Annotated in this window: 18 protein-coding genes; 7 read left to right on the forward strand and 11 right to left on the reverse strand. The window is 60.3% G+C overall.

From position 1 onward, the window contains the following. Nucleotides 1–12: 12 nt before the first annotated feature. Nucleotides 13–1,101 carry a citrate synthase/methylcitrate synthase gene (locus ABOK31_RS07290; RefSeq protein ID WP_349958889.1) on the forward strand — a complete coding sequence of 363 codons (1,089 nt, stop codon included), beginning with the start codon at nucleotides 13–15 and terminating at the stop codon, nucleotides 1,099–1,101. A gap of 23 nt (nucleotides 1,102–1,124) precedes the next feature. On the opposite strand, the gene ABOK31_RS07295 is transcribed toward ABOK31_RS07290, so the two are convergent. After that, nucleotides 1,125–2,000 (reverse strand): LysR family transcriptional regulator, encoded by an 876-nt coding sequence (locus tag ABOK31_RS07295; protein ID WP_349958292.1) that lies wholly within the window; start codon nucleotides 1,998–2,000, stop codon nucleotides 1,125–1,127. A gap of 99 nt (nucleotides 2,001–2,099) precedes the next feature. Between ABOK31_RS07295 and ABOK31_RS07300 the strand changes: the two genes are divergently transcribed. After that, complete coding sequence (locus ABOK31_RS07300; RefSeq protein WP_349958293.1) at nucleotides 2,100–2,699, forward strand: LysE family translocator; 600 nt, start codon at nucleotides 2,100–2,102, stop codon at nucleotides 2,697–2,699. A 2-nt stretch (nucleotides 2,700–2,701) separates the two neighbouring features. Here the strand turns inward: ABOK31_RS07300 and ABOK31_RS07305 are convergent, their stop codons facing one another. Together ABOK31_RS07305 and ABOK31_RS07310 are read right to left on the reverse strand one after the other, a co-directional pair. Further along, the gene (locus ABOK31_RS07305) at nucleotides 2,702–3,751 is read right to left on the reverse strand and encodes a HoxN/HupN/NixA family nickel/cobalt transporter (RefSeq protein WP_349958294.1); all 1,050 of its coding nucleotides are present in this window, start codon (nucleotides 3,749–3,751) and stop codon (nucleotides 2,702–2,704) included. A 143-nt stretch (nucleotides 3,752–3,894) separates the two neighbouring features. Beyond that, nucleotides 3,895–4,287 carry a rhodanese-like domain-containing protein gene (locus tag ABOK31_RS07310; RefSeq protein WP_349958295.1) on the reverse strand — a complete coding sequence of 131 codons (393 nt, stop codon included), beginning with the start codon at nucleotides 4,285–4,287 and terminating at the stop codon, nucleotides 3,895–3,897. Between the two features lie 64 nt (nucleotides 4,288–4,351). Here ABOK31_RS07310 and ftrA point away from each other — a divergent pair, with 64 nt between their 5' ends. Beyond that, on the forward strand, nucleotides 4,352–5,404 hold the full coding sequence (gene ftrA / locus ABOK31_RS07315; RefSeq protein ID WP_349958296.1) for a transcriptional regulator FtrA: 1,053 nt from the start codon (nucleotides 4,352–4,354) through the stop codon (nucleotides 5,402–5,404). Between the two features lie 33 nt (nucleotides 5,405–5,437). Here ftrA and ABOK31_RS07320 read toward each other — a convergent pair whose 3' ends face one another. The 4 genes from ABOK31_RS07320 to ABOK31_RS07335 form a co-directional block, all read right to left on the reverse strand. Further along, entirely contained in the window at nucleotides 5,438–7,075 is a 1,638-nt protein-coding gene (locus tag ABOK31_RS07320; protein ID WP_349958891.1) for a CTP synthase, read from the reverse strand. A gap of 134 nt (nucleotides 7,076–7,209) precedes the next feature. Next, entirely contained in the window at nucleotides 7,210–7,758 is a 549-nt protein-coding gene (gene secG / locus ABOK31_RS07325) for a preprotein translocase subunit SecG (protein ID WP_349958297.1), read from the reverse strand. Nucleotides 7,759–7,871: 113 nt separating this feature from the next. Next, complete coding sequence (gene tpiA, locus ABOK31_RS07330) at nucleotides 7,872–8,642, reverse strand: triose-phosphate isomerase (RefSeq protein WP_349958298.1); 771 nt, start codon at nucleotides 8,640–8,642, stop codon at nucleotides 7,872–7,874. Between the two features lie 138 nt (nucleotides 8,643–8,780). After that, entirely contained in the window at nucleotides 8,781–9,677 is an 897-nt protein-coding gene (locus ABOK31_RS07335; protein WP_174175188.1) for a dienelactone hydrolase family protein, read from the reverse strand. A gap of 205 nt (nucleotides 9,678–9,882) precedes the next feature. Between ABOK31_RS07335 and parE the strand changes: the two genes are divergently transcribed. From parE to ABOK31_RS07350, 3 genes are all read left to right on the forward strand, one after another. Next, a complete protein-coding gene (gene parE / locus ABOK31_RS07340) occupies nucleotides 9,883–11,946 on the forward strand; it encodes a DNA topoisomerase IV subunit B (RefSeq protein WP_349958299.1) in 2,064 nt (687 codons plus the stop codon). A gap of 153 nt (nucleotides 11,947–12,099) precedes the next feature. After that, a complete protein-coding gene (locus ABOK31_RS07345) occupies nucleotides 12,100–13,230 on the forward strand; it encodes an esterase-like activity of phytase family protein (RefSeq protein ID WP_349958300.1) in 1,131 nt (376 codons plus the stop codon). 127 nt (nucleotides 13,231–13,357) lie between these two features. Continuing rightward, nucleotides 13,358–14,536, forward strand: a complete 1,179-nt coding sequence (locus tag ABOK31_RS07350) for an AI-2E family transporter (RefSeq protein ID WP_174175193.1) — start codon at nucleotides 13,358–13,360, stop codon at nucleotides 14,534–14,536. Between the two features lie 4 nt (nucleotides 14,537–14,540). Here the strand turns inward: ABOK31_RS07350 and ABOK31_RS07355 are convergent, their stop codons facing one another. The 4 genes from ABOK31_RS07355 to ABOK31_RS07370 all read right to left on the reverse strand — a co-directional run bounded on the left by ABOK31_RS07355 (nucleotide 14,541) and on the right by ABOK31_RS07370 (nucleotide 17,503). Then, the gene (locus ABOK31_RS07355; RefSeq protein WP_174175195.1) at nucleotides 14,541–15,008 is read right to left on the reverse strand and encodes a GNAT family N-acetyltransferase; all 468 of its coding nucleotides are present in this window, start codon (nucleotides 15,006–15,008) and stop codon (nucleotides 14,541–14,543) included. A gap of 33 nt (nucleotides 15,009–15,041) precedes the next feature. Then, nucleotides 15,042–16,196, reverse strand: a complete 1,155-nt coding sequence (locus tag ABOK31_RS07360) for a DUF2336 domain-containing protein (protein ID WP_349958893.1) — start codon at nucleotides 16,194–16,196, stop codon at nucleotides 15,042–15,044. A gap of 114 nt (nucleotides 16,197–16,310) precedes the next feature. After that, entirely contained in the window at nucleotides 16,311–16,916 is a 606-nt protein-coding gene (locus ABOK31_RS07365) for a flavin reductase family protein (RefSeq protein ID WP_349958301.1), read from the reverse strand. Beyond that, nucleotides 16,916–17,503, reverse strand: a complete 588-nt coding sequence (locus ABOK31_RS07370) for a nitroreductase (protein WP_174175199.1) — start codon at nucleotides 17,501–17,503, stop codon at nucleotides 16,916–16,918. The genes ABOK31_RS07365 and ABOK31_RS07370 overlap by 1 nt, the downstream gene beginning before the upstream one ends. Before the next feature lie 153 nt (nucleotides 17,504–17,656). Here ABOK31_RS07370 and ABOK31_RS07375 point away from each other — a divergent pair, with 153 nt between their 5' ends. After that, the gene (locus ABOK31_RS07375) at nucleotides 17,657–18,727 is read left to right on the forward strand and encodes a hypothetical protein (protein WP_349958894.1); all 1,071 of its coding nucleotides are present in this window, start codon (nucleotides 17,657–17,659) and stop codon (nucleotides 18,725–18,727) included. Nucleotides 18,728–18,741: the final 14 nt, after the last annotated feature.

Genomic DNA, 18,741 nt, shown 5'->3' on the forward strand with positions numbered 1-18,741 from the left:
AGGAGAACAATGATGAAAAGTGGTCTTGAAGATGTCATTGCCGCAGAAACCAAGCTATCCGACGTCGATGGCGCTGCCGGCCGTCTGATCATTCGCGGCGTGTCGCTGGATGATCTGGTCGCGACCAGCCGCTTCGAGGATGTGGCTGCGCTTTTGCTCGATGGCCTGTTCGACGAACATATCGACGCAGTCACCATCCGAACGCAGCTTGGCGTGGCCCGTGTTACCCTCTTCGCGCATGTGGAGGCCGCTGACGCCGCAGTGCTTGCGCTGCCGCCGGTGGATGCCGTACGTGCCCTGCTGGCACGCGTTGCCGACGGCGAAGACTTTGCCACGACGATCCGCCTGATGGCGGCGCCTGCCGTCTTCCTGCCGGCCGTCTTGAGATTGCAGAAGGGCGAAGCGCCGATCAAGCCGGATGCCTCCCTCTCACAATCGGCCGACATCCTGCGCATGTTGACGGGCCGAGTGCCGACGGCGGAGCAGACGGCAGGGCTCGACGCCTATCTGGTGACGATTTCCGATCACGGCTTGAATGCGTCGACGTTCGCCTCCCGCGTCATCGCCTCGACGCATGCCGGCCTGACCTCCTCGGTGCTTGCGGCAATCAGCGCCCTCAAAGGCCCGCTGCATGGCGGCGCCCCAGGCCCGGTCCTCGATATGTTTGACGGTGTCGGCAAGCCCGAGAACGCGCGTACCTGGCTATCGAACGCGCTCGATCACGGGGAGCGGCTGATGGGCTTTGGCCACCGTATCTATCGCGTTCGCGATCCGCGCGCCGATGCCTTGAAAACGGCCTTGAAGCCGATCGTTGCCAGCGGACAGGCGGATGCCGGGCGCATCGCGCTGGCGGAAGCGATCGAGGCAGCAGCTCTCGCGCTGCTCAAGGAGCGCAAGCCGGATCGTCCTCTCGACGTCAATGTCGAATATTATACCGCTCTGCTGCTTGACGCTCTCGGCTTCCCGCGCAGCTCCTTTACCGGCGTCTTCGCGATCGGCCGTACGGTTGGCTGGATCGCCCACGCACGCGAGCAGACGCTCGACGGGCGCTTGATCCGGCCTCAGTCGCGCTATGTCGGACCGCTGCCGAAGGCGGCATAGGCGGGTCTGCCAGAAGGCGGAATTTAGGCGGCCGCGGATTGGCGCGGCCGCATCATGCCCTCGCGGATGTGACGGGCCAGCTCCAGCGCTTGAGGCGTCGCATTGCCCTTCGGCAAATGCAGGTTGATCGCAAAGACCGGCAGTTCGGGCAGGCCCTGCTCGACAGTGAGGATATCGAGATCGGCGGGAACGGTCGAGGCAAGCCAGGCGGTGACAGCCAGATCCGTACGCACCGTCGCCGTGGTCGCCTCGATATTGCCGTTCTCAAAGACCGTCCGCCAGCGCAGACCATCCTTGCTAAGCGCCGCAAAGACGGATGTGCGGAAGGCACAGGTATCGGCAACCATCGAGATCGGCAGCGGCATCTTGCGATGAGCATTGCCGGCCTTCGCGCCGACCCAGACGAGCCGCTCGACAGCCAGGCATTCGCCCCGCGACGTGCCGTATGGTTCCTCCACCACGCAGAGGTCGACGGTTCCCTTCCCCAGTTCTTCCAGCAATTCGGGCGATGATGCGCAGACCAGCGAAATCTCCACCTGCGGATGGCGCTCGGAATAGGATTTGAGTACGGGCGCCAGCGTCGCTCCAACGAGATCATAGGGAACGCCGAGCCGGACACTGCCGCGAACCGTGCTCTCCGTCATGTCGTCCCAGATCTCATCATTCAATGCCAACAGGCGGCGGGCATTGCCGCGCAGTCGTTCACCGGCTTCGGTCAGCCGCAATCCGCGCCTGTCACGCTCGAACAAGGCGCAGCCGAGCATGTCCTCCAGCCGCTTGATCTGCTGGCTGACGGCGCCTTGGGTCATGTGCAGCATATTGGCTGATATCGTCATGCTGCCATGGTCGGCAACGGCGGCGAAGGTTCTGATGAGGGCAATGTCGAAGTTTCGGATCATTTTGGCATTATAATTGCTAATGCCTCAATCCTTCAATATTCGATTTCATGATGTCCGAGCGGCGCCTATGCCTTTTCTCGATATGGAGAAAGGCTGGATATGACGATCGAACCTCTACTGCCGCTGATCCTCTTCGCGTTGGTTTCTACCATAACGCCGGGCGGCGCGACGACACTCGCGACCGCGTCCGGCGCGCATTTCGGCTTCCGTCGTTCGATACCCGTCATGGGCGGCTTTGCCTTCGGCCTGGGTTCCATGGCCTGCGTTGCCGCTGCTGGGCTTGGCGGCGCATTAATGGCCATGCCAATGTTGCAGATCGCCATGAAGACGCTGGGCTCCCTGTATCTGATCTGGCTCGCCGTTCGGATCGGCAGAAGCGGCCAACCGCAGAAGGCCGGGCAGATGACCAAGCCGACAGGCTTCCTCGCCGGCGTCTGGATGCTCTGGCACAATCCCAAGGGCTGGGCCATGACGATGGGCGCCGCAGCCTCCTTCGCCGCACTCGCAGACAGTCCGCTGACGCTCGCGCTGCTGCTCGGCCTGACCTTCTGTGTGATGGCGGCGTTCTCGCTGACATTGTGGTGCGCTCTCGGTCAGCTGTTTGCCCGAATGCTGAACGCGCCATGGCAATGGCGCGTCCTCAATATCGTGCTCGCCTGCCTTCTCGTGCTCTCGATCATCCCTATGTGGCGCAATTGACGTCAGGAATGATTGATCTGCAGGCGGTCATATCCCTTTGCTTTGTAAAGCACTGTCGAAATCAACCAGCTCAGCAGGAAAATACCGACGACGGCGAAGCCGAAATTGGCAAGATTGTCATTGAGTTCGCCAATGAAGTTCCAGAAGCTCCCTTCGAGACCAAGCTTGTCGGCGATCAAACCCAGGGCCTCGATGCCGCCGATGAAGACGGCGACGACGACGGACGCCGCAGTGATCGTCAGATTGTACCAGAGCTTACGCACGGGCTTGACGAAGGCCCAGCCGTAGGCTCCCGTCATCAGCGTGCTGTCGAGTGTATCCATCAGCGACATGCCGGCGGTGAACAGCGCTGGGAAGACGAGGATGGTCCAGAAGGACATGCCCTGCGCGGCTTGAGCGGCGGAAATGCCGAGAAGCCCGATTTCCGTTGCGGTATCGAAGCCGAGGCCGAAAAGGAAGCCGATCGGATACATGTGCCAGGAGCGGGTAACGACCCTGAACATGGGCCGGAAGATGCGTGCGAGAAAACCGCCTCCGGCAAGCAGCATGTCGAGGTCATCTTCTGCGATCCTTTCGCCCCTCTGCGCCCTTCTGAAGGCAGACCACACCCCCTTCAGGACGAAGAGATTGGCGATACCGATCAGCAGCAGAAAGGCAGCCGAAACCGTTGTACCGATGACACCGCCAACATCGTGGAAGGCATCGAGCTGGCTCTGCATGGCGGCGGCCGTTGCGGCAATCAGGACAGAGGCGATGACGACAATCGAGGAATGGCCGAGCGAGAAGAAAAAGCCGACGGCATAGGGCTGCTTCTTTTCCTGAATCAGCTTGCGCACGACATTGTCGATGGCGGCGATATGGTCGGCATCGAAGGCATGGCGAAGCCCGAACATATAGGCAAGTAGCGCAATGCCCAGTAGCGACGGCCTGTCGGCGAAGGCGATCCAGGCCCAAATCCAGGCGGCAATATTGAAAGCGACCAGCAGTGCGAAGGTAACGGCGATCTTCGCTTTCGACCTTTCCGCCCGATCGTCAAATGGATTGAGGATCATACTTTTGTTCCCATTATGCTTACTCGCACAGTGTCACGGAAACGGAGGTGGCGCGACAGTCAAATGACGTAGATGCCGAAGTTTTTCGCAGTGTCGTAAAATTGGGCAGATCCTGCATGTGCCAGATCTGCCCTCTTTGCCTGCTAGCCAATTTCGAAGAGGTAACCCTCATCCGCCCAACCGGTCATGCCGCCGATCATGACCTTCACGCGCTTGCCGAGCGTGCCCAGCCGCAAGGCCGCCTTGTCGGTGCCGTTGCAATGCGGTCCGGCGCAATAGACAACGAACAGAGTATCATCAGGCCATTCCGCCATCTTTCGCACAGTCATCTTGCCATGTGGCAGGTTGATAGCACCGGGAATATGCTGCTCCTGGAACATGGTCGGCCCGCGAACGTCAAGCAGGACGAAATCCACATTGCCTGATCTCATCGACTGGTAGACGTCGGAGCAATCGGTCTCGAAACCGAGCCTCTTGGCATAATGCTCGGCGACGAGACTTGGGTCTGCGGCGGGTATTTCACTGACTAGGGACATGAGCGCTCCTTCTTGGGTTCGATGCATTCATGCCTGAGCGATGCCAGAGTTGAAACTGGCCGAAATGCCATATAGCGTTAACATCATGCCAAACTCTGATAAGCTCAATCTTCTCGGCCCGCATGTCGTCGCCCTCGTCTATGACGGGCTGTGCACCTTCGAATTCGGCGTCGCCTATGAGATCTTCGGCCTGCCGCGCCCGGAAATGGGCGATGGCTGGTATCGCTTCTCCGCCTGTGCGATCGAGGAGGGCCCGCTTCGTGCCGCCGGCGGGCTGACGGTGCAGGTCGACCACGGGCTGGAAGTCATTTCAGGTGCAGATCTGATCATTGTGCCCGGCTGGCGTGGCATCGGGACACCGGTCCCTGCTCCGTTGATCGCTGAACTGCAGGCGGCCAGCCGCCATGGCGTTCGCATCATGTCACTTTGCTCCGGCGTGGCGGTTCTTGCCGCAGCCGGACTGCTCGCTGGCCGCAAGGCAACGACGCATTGGCGCTATGTCGATTCCATCGCGGCGCGCTACCCGGATATCACCGTGGATGCGGATGTTCTTTATGTCGATGAGGACAATGTGCTGACCGCCGCCGGCAGTGCCGCTGCCATCGATCTCTGCCTGCATGTCGTTCGCCGGGATTTCGGACCTGACGTCGCAAACAGCGTCGCGCGCCGTCTGGTGGTGCCACCCCATCGCGAAGGCGGTCAGGCGCAATATATCGAGACTCCGGTTCTGAGACAGCGCGAGGGTGCCCGCTTGGGTCCGTTACTCGAATGGATGCGCGAGCATTTGCAGGAAGAGCAGCCCATTGCCGCACTGGCAGCGCGTACCGGCATGAGCATGCGGACCTTCCAGCGTCGCTTCGAGGCGACTACCGGCATGGCGCCGGGCGAATGGCTGTTGAGCGAGCGGCTGCGACGCGCTCGCGACTTGCTGGAGAAGCAGGCTGCCATTTCGCTTGACGATGTGGCGGTGGCCAGCGGGTTTGGATCGCTCGCCACCATGCGCCATCATTTTCGGGAGAGGCTTGCGGTCAGCCCGAGCGACTACCGCAAGCGATTTGCAGTCCTCAAAACAATTCCAGGAAAAGCGCATAGCGGTTTTCCGTCCGGAACTGCGTAAAAGCAAAGACGCAGAGCGTTTCGGTGAAACGCTCTATACCAGACGGCTCTGTTCCGTCGCAGCTTCGATGAAGCTCGAGAACAGCGGATGCGGTTCCAGCGGCCGAGACTTCAGTTCCGGATGGTACTGCACGCCGATGAACCACGGATGGTCAGCATATTCGATCGTCTCCGGCAGGACGCCATCCGGTGACATGCCAGAGAAGGTCAAGCCGCAATCTTCCAGCTTGGCCTTGTAGTCGATGTTGACTTCATAGCGGTGGCGATGGCGTTCCGAAATATCGCTCGAGCCGTAGATCTCCGAGATCTTCGTGCCCTTCTTCAGAGTTGCCTTGTAGGCGCCGAGACGCATGGTGCCGCCGAGATCGCCGGATGCCGTGCGCTTCTGCAGCTCGTTGCCCTTCAGCCATTCGGTCATCAGGCCAACGACCGGCTCCTTGGTGGGGCCAAATTCGGTCGACGAAGCGTGTTCGACACCAGCCAGATTGCGAGCCGCTTCGATGACGGCCATCTGCATGCCGAAGCAGATGCCGAAATACGGCACCTTGCGTTCGCGGGCAAAACGGGCTGCCAGGATCTTGCCTTCCGAACCGCGCTCGCCGAAGCCGCCGGGCACGAGGATGCCGTGCACCTTTTCGAGATAAGGCGCCGGATCTTCCTTTTCGAAGACCTCGGACTCGATCCATTCAAGCTTAACCTTGACCCGGTTGGCGATGCCACCGTGATGCAGCGCCTCGATCAGCGACTTATAGGCATCCTTGAGGCCGGTATATTTGCCGACGATGGCAATGGTCACCTCGCCTTCCGGCGTACGGATACGGTTGCAAACCTCTTCCCACTGCTCGAGACGCGGCTTTGGAGCCGGCTCGATGCCGAAAGCGGCCAGCACTTCATTGTCCAGGCCTTCCTTGTGGTAGGCCATCGGCACGTCATAGATGTTCGCGACATCAAGCGCCTGAATGACGGCAGATTCCCGCACGTTGCAGAACAACGAAAGCTTGCGGCGTTCAGCTTCGGGAATTTCGCGGTCGGCACGCACGAGCAGGATGTCGGGATGAATGCCGAGCGCCTGCAGTTCCTTGACGGAATGCTGCGTCGGCTTGGTCTTCAGCTCGCCGGCAGCCGGAATGTAGGGCATCAGCGTCAGATGAACGTAGACCGAGGTGCCGCGCGGCAGGTCGTTGCCGAGCTGGCGGATCGCTTCCATGAAAGGCATGGCTTCGATGTCGCCGACGGTGCCGCCGATCTCGCAGATGACGAAATCATAGTCCTCATTGCCTTCCGTCACGAAATCCTTGATCTCGTTGGTGACGTGCGGAATGACCTGGACGGTCGCGCCCAGATAGTCGCCGCGGCGTTCCTTGTCGATGATGTTCTTGTAGATGCGACCGGTGGTGATGTTATCGGTCTTCGTGGCCGAGCGGCCGGTGAAGCGCTCGTAGTGGCCGAGATCGAGGTCGGTTTCCGCACCGTCGTCGGTAACGAAGACCTCGCCATGCTGGGTCGGGCTCATCGTGCCCGGGTCCACGTTCAGATAGGGGTCGAGTTTGCGCAGGCGGACTCGATAACCACGAGCCTGCAACAACGCTCCGAGAGCCGCGGCCGCAATTCCTTTTCCGAGGGAAGAAACCACGCCGCCAGTGATGAATACATATCGCGCCATGGGAGTCACCGGATACCTTTTCACAAATGATTCCGCTAGCCCTAAAATTCGTTTCCGGAATTTTGGCTACAGAACGCGGAATATGGACAAAACAAAACCGGCAGATCCGAGGACCTGCCGGGGATGATCTTCGGCGACCGGGATTACTTACCGGTCGGAACGCCGCCGTTGTCGGCTGGCGCAGGAGTCGTTGCCGGCGCGGTCTGCTGACCGGTCGCGGCCGGAGCCTGCTGGGCAGGTGCTGCGGCAGCCGGCTGATTGATGGTTGCAGGAGCTGCCTGATTCGTTGCGGCAGGCGGCGTTGCCTGCGACTGCGGAGCGACAGCGCCGCTGTTCGGAACGCCGCTATTGTCGGCCGGCTTCGGCTGGGACGTGGCCGGAGCAGCACCCTTCTGGCCGCCAAGCGAATCGAGGATGCCGTTGCCCTGACCTGCCGTGCTCGGGATACGATTGAGAATATCGGTCGGGCGAGCTTCGAAGCGGGACAGCACGTTCATGCCGAGCGCAAGTGCGAAGAACAGCGTGGCGAGGATAGCCGTGGTACGCGTCAGCGCATTGGCCGTACCGCGCGCAGACATGAAGCCCGATCCGCCGCCGATGCCGAGACCGCCACCTTCGGAGCGCTGAATCAGCACCACGCCGATAAGGGCGACGACAACCATGAGATAGATGACAAGCAGTACGGTTTGCATAGATCCAGTCCTGCCCGGTGCGGGCATCAAAAATAAAAGCTCGCGGCTCTTTACATGAGGCTCTCGCCTATTCCAAGCCCTTTTAAGGCCGGAACTCCGGGCAAGTTGTTGCTTCAGGCGAACTGCCGTTCGAATGCGGCATAAATGGCAAGGAAGTCGACCGCTTTCAAGCTCTGGCCGCCGACAAGCACACCGTTGACATGCGGAACATCCAAAATGTCGCGTGCATTGGCGCCGCTGACCGATCCGCCATAGAGGATTCGCATGTTCGCTCCCTCTTTACCGAAGCGTTGGATGAGCTCGGCGCGGATGAAGGCATGTGCTTCCTCCACGTTCTCCTGGGTCGGGACCACGCCGGTGCCGATCGCCCATACCGGCTCATAGGCAATCACAGTTGTCTGCGCCGTGGAGCCATCCGGAATGGAGCCCACAAGCTCCCGCTTCAATACTTCGAGCGTCTGGCCGCTGTTGCGCTCGTAAGCCGTTTCACCGATGCAGATAACGGCGATGAGGCCGGCATCATGAGCCGCCTGCGCCTTGGCGCGCACCAGCATGTCACTTTCCGCGTGATTCCTCCGGCGCTCCGAATGGCCGACGATGACGTGGGTACCAAAGCAATCGGCGATCATCTCGGCCGAAATATCGCCGGTATGCGCGCCACTGACCTGCTGATGACAATCCTGTGCGCCGATGGCCAGCGGACTGTCGTCGCAAAGTGCCGTCGCGACATAGAGCAAGGTGGCTGGGGGGCAGAGCAGTGTGTCGATCTTCTCCGACAGCGGCGCCTTGACGCCGTCCGCGATCGCCTTGATCTGATCCAGGCTCACGCGCGTGCCGTTCATCTTCCAGTTTCCGGCCAGAAGCGGCCGTATGGTCTTCGTCATTCCGATATTCTCCCCCTTGATCCATCTTCGGACTAACAAAAAGGAAAGGGAAAGGAAAGTTATCGAATGCGGCCGAAACCGGCTCAAATCGTTTGAAAAATGCTTATCCGGAAAATTAAGTCGGATTGCGAGAATGTTTCATGACGCCTGCGGATCGACGATCCAATTGAGCACCTTGCGCCAATCGGTCATGCGCACCGGCGTTCCGTGATTTCCGGTTTCGAAAAGCGTGAAGCGTGTCGGATAGTGCGCCTTGTAGAGTTTCTCAAACAGAGCTTGCTGGTCCGCAGCCGCATAGACCGGATCCTTGCTGCCATGCGTGAACCAGAGCGGCAGCTTTGCCTTGTAGAAGGCGCTCTTGGTGAAATCCGGATCGGTGACGCCGCTCAGGATCGCCATGCCTTTCAGGCGCTTGACGCTCTCGGCATCGCGGGTAATGCCCCAGCAGATGAAGCTGCCCATGGAGGCGCAAGTGAGGATTACGGGCTTGCCGCCCGACTGCTCGTAGGAATAGCGGATCAGCGCCGCGATATCGGCAACGCCGTTGCTGTCGAAGCCTTTGACGCTCGGCGCGTAGTAGGTGCCGCCGTTGCGGTAGGCGAGGTTCTTCAGCCGGTTGAAATTGCCGCCGAACGTATAGTCGTTGGAGCCAAGTCTGCGGTCGCCCCCGCGGCCATGGATGAAGATGACGGTAAAGGCTTGCTTCGACGCCGGGCCTATGCGGGTGACATCCACTTTACGGTCGCCGAGCTGCAGGGTTTCATCTTCCTGCGCCTTCCAGCGCAGACCGGTATCGACATAGGCCGGCTTGACGCGCTTTTCCGGAATCTGGTCGCGGCCGTTAATGTCACGCATTTCCTGGTAGTCGATCGTCTGGAACGCGCCGTTGTCGTGGCTTTCGATGACGGTCTGGTTGGAAAACAGCTCGTCCTTGAACGGCTTCAACATATCTGCGGAGGCGGCCTGCCCTGTCGCCAGAAGCAAAAAGCCTGAAATTGCGGACAGGATGGGCAAATGAGCTGTGGACATTGGCATGCGGATACTTCCTCCGATCGGCCATCGGGCTTGCCATTCTTCACCCGGCAACGCAAATCTCTTTCATGAATCTGCCCCGTAACGGGGCGCCATCGCTCTTGTGCGCCGTTTCTGGCAGAATCACGATGATTCGCGAATAGCGGCGACAAATGCGATAATAAAGGGGTTTGGCCCCTCCAGGACAAATCTAGCAGCTCGAAGTTCTATGGATAACAGCAACGATCTCTTCTCCGGCCTCCCCCGCCCGCCGAAACCAGAAGCAGCGGAAAAGCCGGCCGCAAAGCCGGAAAAGGCAGCCCCCGCGCCCGCACAGCGCGCGGCTCCGATGACGTCGTCGTCGGAGGAATACGGCGCAAGCTCCATCCGTGTTCTTGAGGGGCTCGAGCCCGTCCGCATGCGTCCCGGCATGTATATCGGCGGCACCGACGAAAAGGCTCTGCATCACCTCTTCGCCGAAGTCATCGATAACTCCATGGACGAGGCGGTGGCCGGCCATGCCAATTTCATCGAGGTCTACCTCGACCGAGAGGGCTATCTGACCGTCACGGATAACGGCCGCGGCATCCCTGTGGAAAATCATCCGCAGGTACCCGGCAAGTCGACGCTCGAAGTCATCATGACCAAGCTTCATGCCGGCGGTAAGTTCGACGGCAAGGCCTACGAGACGTCAGGCGGTCTGCACGGCGTCGGTGTGTCCGTCGTCAATGCGCTGTCGGATGATCTGGAAGTCGAGGTCGCCCGTAACCGCAAGCTCTATCGCCAGCGCTTCTCGCGCGGCCTGCCGGTCGGTGGCATCGAAGAGCTGGGCGATGTGCATAACCGGCGCGGCACGCGCGTCCGTTTTCATCCCGATCCGCAGATCTTCGGCGATCACGCGCGTTTCGATCCGGCCCGCGTTTTCCGGATGGCCCGTTCCAAGGCCTATCTGTTCGGCGGCGTCGAGATCCGCTGGGGCTGCGATCCGGAGCTGGCGCCCGAAGGCACTGATGTCCCGGAGAAGGCTGTCTTCCACTTCCCCGGCGGCTTGAAGGATTACCTTAAGGCGACGATGGGCAATGAATTCACCGTCACCCGCGAGATCTTTGCCGGCAAGTCGGAAAAAGAAAGCGGCCACGGCTCGCTCGAATGGGCGATCACCTGGTATGGCGGCGATCCGCAGATCCACTCCTACTGCAATACCATCCCGACGCCCGAAGGCGGCACGCATGAAGCCGGTTTCCGCATTGCGCTGACCAAGGGTCTGAAAAACTACGCCGACCTCACCCAGAACAAGCGTGCGGCCAATATTTCCACCGACGACGTGATGATATCAGGCGTCGGAATGCTGTCGATCTTCATCCGCGAACCGGAATTCGTCGGCCAGACGAAGGACAAGCTGGCGACGGTCGAAGCCCAGCGCCTCGTCGAAAACGCGCTGCGCGATCCCTTCGACCACTATCTTACCGATAATCCGGCCGAAGCCGAAAAGCTGCTGGAATGGGTGATCGAGCGCTCGGAAGAGCGCATGCGCCGCCGCAAGGAAAAGGAAGTCAACCGCAAGACCGCCGTGCGCAAGCTGCGCCTGCCAGGCAAGCTGGCGGATTGCTCTCAGAACACGTCCGAAGGTGCCGAACTCTTCCTGGTCGAGGGCGATTCGGCAGGCGGCTCGGCCAAGCAGGCGCGAAACCGTACCAACCAGGCCATCCTGCCCTTGCGCGGCAAGATCCTGAACGTCGCCAGTGCCGGTCGCGAGAAGCTGTCGGCCAATCAACAGATCACCGACCTGGTCCAGGCGCTCGGCTGCGGCACCCGCACGAAATATCGCGAGGAAGACCTTCGCTATCAGCGCATCGTCGTGATGACCGATGCCGACGTCGATGGCGCCCACATCGCCTCGCTGCTCATCACCTTCTTCTATCAGGAGATGCCGGAGCTGATCCGCCAGGGTCATCTGTTCCTGGCCGTCCCGCCGCTCTACAAGATCACGCAGGGCTCGAAATCCATCTATGCCCGCGACGACGCCCATAGGCAGGAGCTGATGTCGACGGAATTCAAGGGCAAAGGCAAGGTCGAGATCAGCCGCTTCAAAGGTCTGGGCGAAATGCTTCCAGCCCAGCTCAAGGAAACGACGATGGATCCGTCCAAGCGCACGCTGCTGCGCGTCGAGATCGACGAGGTCGATTTCGAGGGAACCCGCGATGCCGTCGACAATCTGATGGGCACCAAGGCCGAGGCTCGCTTCCGCTTCATTCAGGAGCGGGCGGCCTTCGCCGAAGACCTCGACATCTGACGATAGGCCAACCGTTAATTGCCGCAGTCCACGCGACTCGCGATATTTTATCGGATTGTCGGATATCCGTTACGAAGGCGTCATGGATGAATGTGTAGATGGCGGCATTGCCTCAGGAGCCGCCATTTTACCATTCGGGTTGACGATTTCGCCATGTTGAAGCCATTTCTGACGACTGCCGCTGCTCTCCTCTTAAGCCACGCCGCCTACGCGTTGGATATCGGAACGACGATCGACGTGCCCTGCCCTTTCGGCGACTGCAAGGCCGGTATCAGTCTCTCCTATCTCGGCAATTACGAAATTCCGACAGGCTTCATGGAAAATGGGGTGGAGGTTGGCGGCCTCTCTGGCATCGATTTCGACCCCTCGACCGGCCGCTATATCGCCATTAGCGACGACCGCTCCGAAAAGGCGCCGGCGCGGTTCTATGATCTGGATATCGATGTTGACGTCAGCGGTCTGAAGGGCGTTGCCGTTGTCGGTCACGTCACTCTGAAGGACAAGGACGGGCAGCCTTTCGCGGTCAAGAAGGTCGATGGCGAGTCCATTCGCCTGGGCAAGGACGGTATCTACTGGACCAGCGAAGGTGACGGCAAGGCGCTGCTGCCGCCCTTCGTGCGCGTCGCCAGTCGCGACGGCAGCTTCCTTCGCGAGTTCTCGTTGCCCGATGGTTTTGCCCCGACCGCGGACAAGAGCACAGGCATCCGTGACAATCTTGCATTCGAAGGCCTGGCGTTTCTTGCCGGCGGCGACGTTTTGGTCGGTACCGAGTCAGCGCTCTATCAGGACGGTCCGATCACGACATTGACCAACGGCGCGCTTGCACGTCTTATCCGTTACGACGCGGCGACCGGCGCGCAAAAGGCGCAATATGTCTATCCGGTCTCGCCCATCCCGCAGGCGCCCTCCATCGCCGGCGGATGGAATGATTTCGGTCTGTCCGAGATCATGGCGCTCGATGATCGTCATCTCCTGTCGATCGAGCGCGGCTTTGCGCAAGGCATCGGCAATTCGGTCGCCATCAATATGTTCGATCTTGATGGCGCCACCGACGTCGCCAATATTCCGTCGCTTGCGAAGACCGATCAACGCATCGTGCCGGCGCGCAAAACGCAGATCATGGATCTGCGTGCCCTCGGCCTCGCCCCCGACAATATTGAAGGCATTACTTTCGGCAAGGCGAAAGACGGCACCGATCTATTGATCCTGGTGGCCGACAATAATTTCAATCCGACGCAAAAGACGCAGTTTTTCGCGTTCAAGGTGATCAGGCGCCCCTCCTGATATCTCGCGATAGTCGTGCTAATGTCATGCCTGCATAATAAAGAGGCTTTAAAGCCGTTGCTCTTGAAACGGCCTAGATCATACCCCATAACCGGATGATCTAGTAAATAGGGGCGAAGTAAGACCGGTGGGTGTATTTGAACGTCATAAGCCAAAGGAACACCGGTGGCTGGGGCCGAGTGCGCATGCGCGCATGCCTTTGATACCTTCGATTTCCGCGGCGCGTTGGCTGCTGATTCTAATTGCCATTGCCGGCATCTATTTCTTTTACGGTTTTCTCGTTCCGGTTTTGGCCGCCGCGGTGATCGGCTTTGCCACCTGGCCGCTCTACAGCGATATCGTGCGGCGTACCGGCGGCAATACGACGCTTGCCGCCACCATCGCCATCGCCTTCATCGTAACCTTCCTTGTCCTGCCCATCGTTCTTTCCGCCATCTATATGGCTGGTGAAGTGCGTGACTGGTTCAGCTGGGCGATCCATGTGAACCGTGAAGGTGCGCCGCCGCCGCAATGGATTCTGGCTTTGCCAGTCGTCGGCTCCTGGCTCGGCGAGCAGTGGGCGCAATATGTCGGCAGCCCCGGTTCGCTCGGTGAGCTGGCGCAACTGGTCAGTGGTGCCCATATCGGTAATATATACAGAGCGGTGCTTGCGGCCGGCGGTGGCGCGTTCCACGTCGTGCTGACCTTGCTCTTCATGCTGATCGCGCTGTTCTTCATTTATCGCGACGGCTCGACATTCGTTCGCCAGGTCGATCTGCTCGGCGAACGCATCCTGCCCAATCGCTGGGAGAGGATCTCCCGCGTCGTGCCGGCGACGATCAGTTCTACTGTCATGGGCATGACGCTGATCGCTATCGGTGAAGGTATCGTTCTCGGTGTGGCCTATTGGATCGCCGGCGCTCCCTCGGCCATCACGCTCGGCGTTCTCACCGGCGTCATGGCGCTGGTGCCGGGCGGCGCGCCGCTTTCGATGTCGCTCGTCTCGATCTATCTCGTCGCCAGCGGCTCGCTTTGGGCCGGTATCGCTCTCTTCCTCTGGGGCACGATAGAGCTTTTCATTGTCGACAAGACGCTTCGTCCCAAGCTTGTCGGCGGGCCGATCAAGTTGCCGTTCCTTCCAACCTTCTTCGGTCTGGTGGGCGGCGTGAAGACCATGGGTTTCCTCGGGCTTTTCATCGGCCCGGTCCTGATGGCGATCATCGTCGCGATCTGGCGCGAATGGATTCGCGAGGCCGAATTGACCGAGGAACAGCAGGCACAGGAACCCGAACTGCAATTGCATGTCCGGGACGCTGCCGAGGGCTGATTGCTCAGCTCGTTTGTTCCAGCCGTTTTTCCATGAACAGGCTGAGTGGGTCCGGTTGATAGCTGCCGAAGGCGGGGATTTCGAGATATCCGAATTTCCGGTAGAGGCCGATCGCTTCCGGCTGATATATGCCGGTTTCCAGCCGGACCGCCGAATGGCCCCTTTCGAGCGCCGCCGCTTCGAGCGTCTCCATGAGCTTGCGCGCGACGCTGCGGCCCCTGGCAGCCGGATCGACGAACATGCGCTTGATCTCGGCTGTGCCGTCACCGGCCTCGACTAGCGCGCAGCATCCGACGATCGCATCCTCAACCCTGGCGACCCAGAAAGTTACCTCTGCCTTCTCCAGCGAAGACAGATCGAGGATATGGTTGCTCTCGGGCGGATAAAGCGACTCCGCATAGGCGCTCGACATGTCAAGAAGGCGAATGACGCCTTCCTGGCGTGGGGGTTCGATAGCAATCGTCAGCGACAAGATGAACCTCGGAAAATAGAACGCCGCTGGATATCACGCAGCGGCGAGCGTCGCCAGTGCGGCGAAACTGCGCGCGGACTGCCGCCGCTCGGCATTCGCAAGCTTCTCCACCATGTCGAGAAGCTGTGTAGCGGCCGCAGGAGCTGGCTCCGCAAGGTGGAACTTGCGCATCAGGCGCGAAGAAACATCTTCCAGCATTGCGTTGCCGTTTTTGCGAGAGGATTCGCGCCATATCATCGTCGCCTCGACGAAGATGGTGCTGATATCCCTGGTCAATCCAGCGCTTTCGTAGAGCGCCCGAATGGCGTAGACGCGGCCCCGGGAGATGATGGAGCGCACGCGCCGTTCGTCGCAGCCGGAAAGGTTGGTGATCGCACAGGCGAAGAAATCGACCTTGCCGGAGCACAGCGCATGCATCAGGAAAGCCGGCGTCAGCCAGCCTGTCTGCCTCAGATGCTCGACCAGATCGGGCAGTTGCTCGTGCTGCGCCGTTCCCGCGATCGTGACGGTTGCCGCTTCGGTTGCTTCACGCGTTACCTGCTGCAGCCTGGAGCTACCGACAAAGCTCTGGACAAGCGCCGATTCCGAAAGCGCTTCGCTGACATGGCGCATCAGCAGGTGCCTGATATCCGAAGACAGAATGTCCCGGGAAAGAAGCAACCCGCGTATGTCGGCGCAATCGCCCAGGCGCTCCGCAATGCGCTTTAGCGAAGCCTGCGAAAGCAAGGCTCCGTCATTTTCGAGCAGGCACTGGATTTCAGTCTCCCCGCCGATCTCGGCAAGTGCGGCGCAGACTGCACGCGGCACCAGCCCGCGGGAGGCGATGAGAATCCGCGCCACGTCGCTGCCATGCAATGCGAGATCGACAAGATCGGCATCGGTGAACACAGGCGAAAACAGGATGATCTGCCCCGCAATCTCGGGCTGATCCTGGGCAAGGGACAGAATGACGTTGCGCGGTGCGCTGGCCGAATGGGCGACGGCTTCGGCAAGTGCCAGCCGCACGCGAGGAGACGGATCGTCAAGCAGATAGGTCATCGCCATCTCGGCGGCGTCACGCTCTTCCCTGGGCATCTCCGACTGCAGATAGGCCCTGCCGAGCGCATTGGCCGCCCGGGTTCTGCTTTCTGCCTTGGCGGTTTCAGCCCAGCGAAGGAATGCTTCTATGATCACGTAACGCCCCGATATCGACGAGGCGACTCTTGCCCCGCAAATTCATATGCTTCACGTTATCGGGCAAAGGTTTACGGGACGTTTACCCTGCTTATTAACCTTTCGCCTATCGGCATGAGTGGCGCCCCCTCAGGGCGCCTTCGGCCTGATCATCTCGAAGACGTCGCTGCCCTCGCTATAATCCATGTACCCCATGCGAGCGATGGGACGCGCCAGCGCCATGTCCAGCCTGCCGTCGCGAATGATCGTCTCGTCGATATGGATGCCGACGACCTGGCCGATGACCATGATGTTTTCCGATGCCGTGCCGTCGAGACCCTTGGGCTGCAGGATTTCGGTCACCCGGCATTCGAGCACGGCAAAGGCCTCGGCAACATAGGGTGCATCGACCAGCTCGCCCGGCTTTGCCGTCAGTCCGGCGAGCTCGAATTCGTTAGTACCATAGGGGACGGCAATCGATGAATGGTTCATCTTCTCCACGATATGGCGACTGACGAGATTGGCGGTAAAGACGCCGGTCTCTTCAACATTGCGTACGCTGTCCTTCCGGCCAGCGGAGGAAAACATCACCAGCTTCGGCCGGTCGCTGACGGCGTTGAAAAAGGAATAGGGAGAGAGGTTCAGCGAGCCGTCCCTGCCCTTGCTGCCGATCCAGCCGATCGGCCTCGGCGCGACGATCGCCTTGAAAGGATCGTGCGCCAGACCGTGGCGGTTGGTGTCCGTCGTATAGAACATCACGCGTCCTCGCCGCCGACCCAGGTTACCGTTTCGGCAAGTTCCGGGCGTGGGCGTTCGACCGGCGGGAAGCTCGTCGAGCCGATATGGATGAAGCCGGCAACCTTCTCGCCCGGCTGCACGCCGAGCAGCGGATAGGCACGCTCGTCGAAGGCGAACCATTCGGTCAGCCAGTTGGAGACCCAGCCATGGGCATTGGCCGCAATCAGCAGATTCATGCAAAGCGCGCCGGCCGACATCAGCTGCTCCCACTCCGGAATCTTGAAATGCGGCGCCGCCTTGCTGACGACTGCGACGACGACGGGCGCGCGGGTGAAGCGGGTCCGCTCGACCTGGATCATTTCCTCCGACAGATCAGGCTTTGCTTCCAGCGCGAGCTTCAGCAGCTCTTCACCGATACGGGCACGCTCCTCGCCGCGATAGACGATGAAGCGCCAGGGCGCGAGCTTGCCGTGGTCCGGCACGCGCGATGCCAATCGGAGAATCTCCTCGATCTCAGCCTTGTCCGGTCCCGGCTCCGACATTTGGAACGCGGGAATCGATCGGCGCACCGCGAGATAGTCGACCAGCTTGATATCGGTTTTCATTGAGGAACTGCCTTCATTTTGGCTTGTGGTAGGATGAGGTCTTGAATTTGCCACCGCATTGGTTTTGAAGTGGCGTGTGTTTTATCGGAAGTCAATCGGTTGGTATCCATGTCAGGCATTTCATCCGCTCGCCGATTGAGCGCGGTTTTCGCGATGCTTGCGGGCATGAGTACCGCCGTCTCGGCACAGGATGCCTTCAAGGAATTCAAGCAGCTCGACGGCAGCGTCAAGATGCCGAAGCTCAATGCCTTCGTGGCGCCAAATGGAGAGAATTCGTCTGCGCGCACCTTGCGCGACGTTTCGCTCGAGGCCAAGCTCACGCCACAGAGCAGCCCGCAGCAGCAGGGTCTTGCCTGGTATGTCTTCAGTCCGATAGCGGGGGCCGACGGTAAACTGCCGCTGGTTGCCAGTTCGCGCGGAGGCTCGGCCTCATTCCACCTTTTGCCGGGCGATTATTTCGTCAATGTCTCCTTCGGTCGTGCCGGCGTCACCAAGCGGCTAAGCGTGCCGGAAAGTGGTGATACCCAGAAGCAGACGATGGTTCTCGATGCCGGCGGCATGGTTTTGAACGCGGTATCCGGTCCCGATGTCCGCATTCCTCCGAACGAGCTGAGCTTCTCGATCTATTCCAGCGAAGCCAAGGAAGACGGCGAGCGCGGCCTTGTCATGGATGACGTGAAGCCGAAAACGCTGGTTGGCCTCAGCGCCGGCACCTATCATGTCGTTTCCGAGTATGGCGAGGTCAATGCCGTCATCCGCGCCGATATCCAGGTGGAAGCCGGCAAGGTGACGGAGGCGACTATCCAGCACAGGGCGGCAAAGATCACGTTCAAGCTGGTCTCGGACGCCGGCGGCGAGGCGATCGCCGATACCGCTTGGTCGATCCTGACATCTGCGGGCGATATCGTCGGGGAAAGCGTCAGCGCCTTTCCGACCATGGTACTGGCAGAAGGCCGCTACACGGCCGTCGCCCGCAACAAGGACAAGATCTATCAGCGCGACTTCACCGTCGCCGCCGGCATGAATACGGATGTGGAAGTGCTGATGAAGCAGCAGCAGCCGCAGGATGCCGATAATGAACAGCCCGCACGGCAGCTGCCGATCCAGATGCCGCCGATGCGCCAGAGCCAGACACCTCCGGCAACCACCAATCAGCAGCCGCTGCCGACCTACGAACAATTGGCGCCTGCTGCCGGCGGTGATGACGGCGATAGCATGGATTGACGGCCGCGCCGCCC

The sequence above is a fragment of the Rhizobium sp. ZPR4 genome (genome assembly GCF_040215725.1).
Taxonomy (GTDB): domain Bacteria; phylum Pseudomonadota; class Alphaproteobacteria; order Rhizobiales; family Rhizobiaceae; genus Rhizobium; species Rhizobium rhizogenes_D.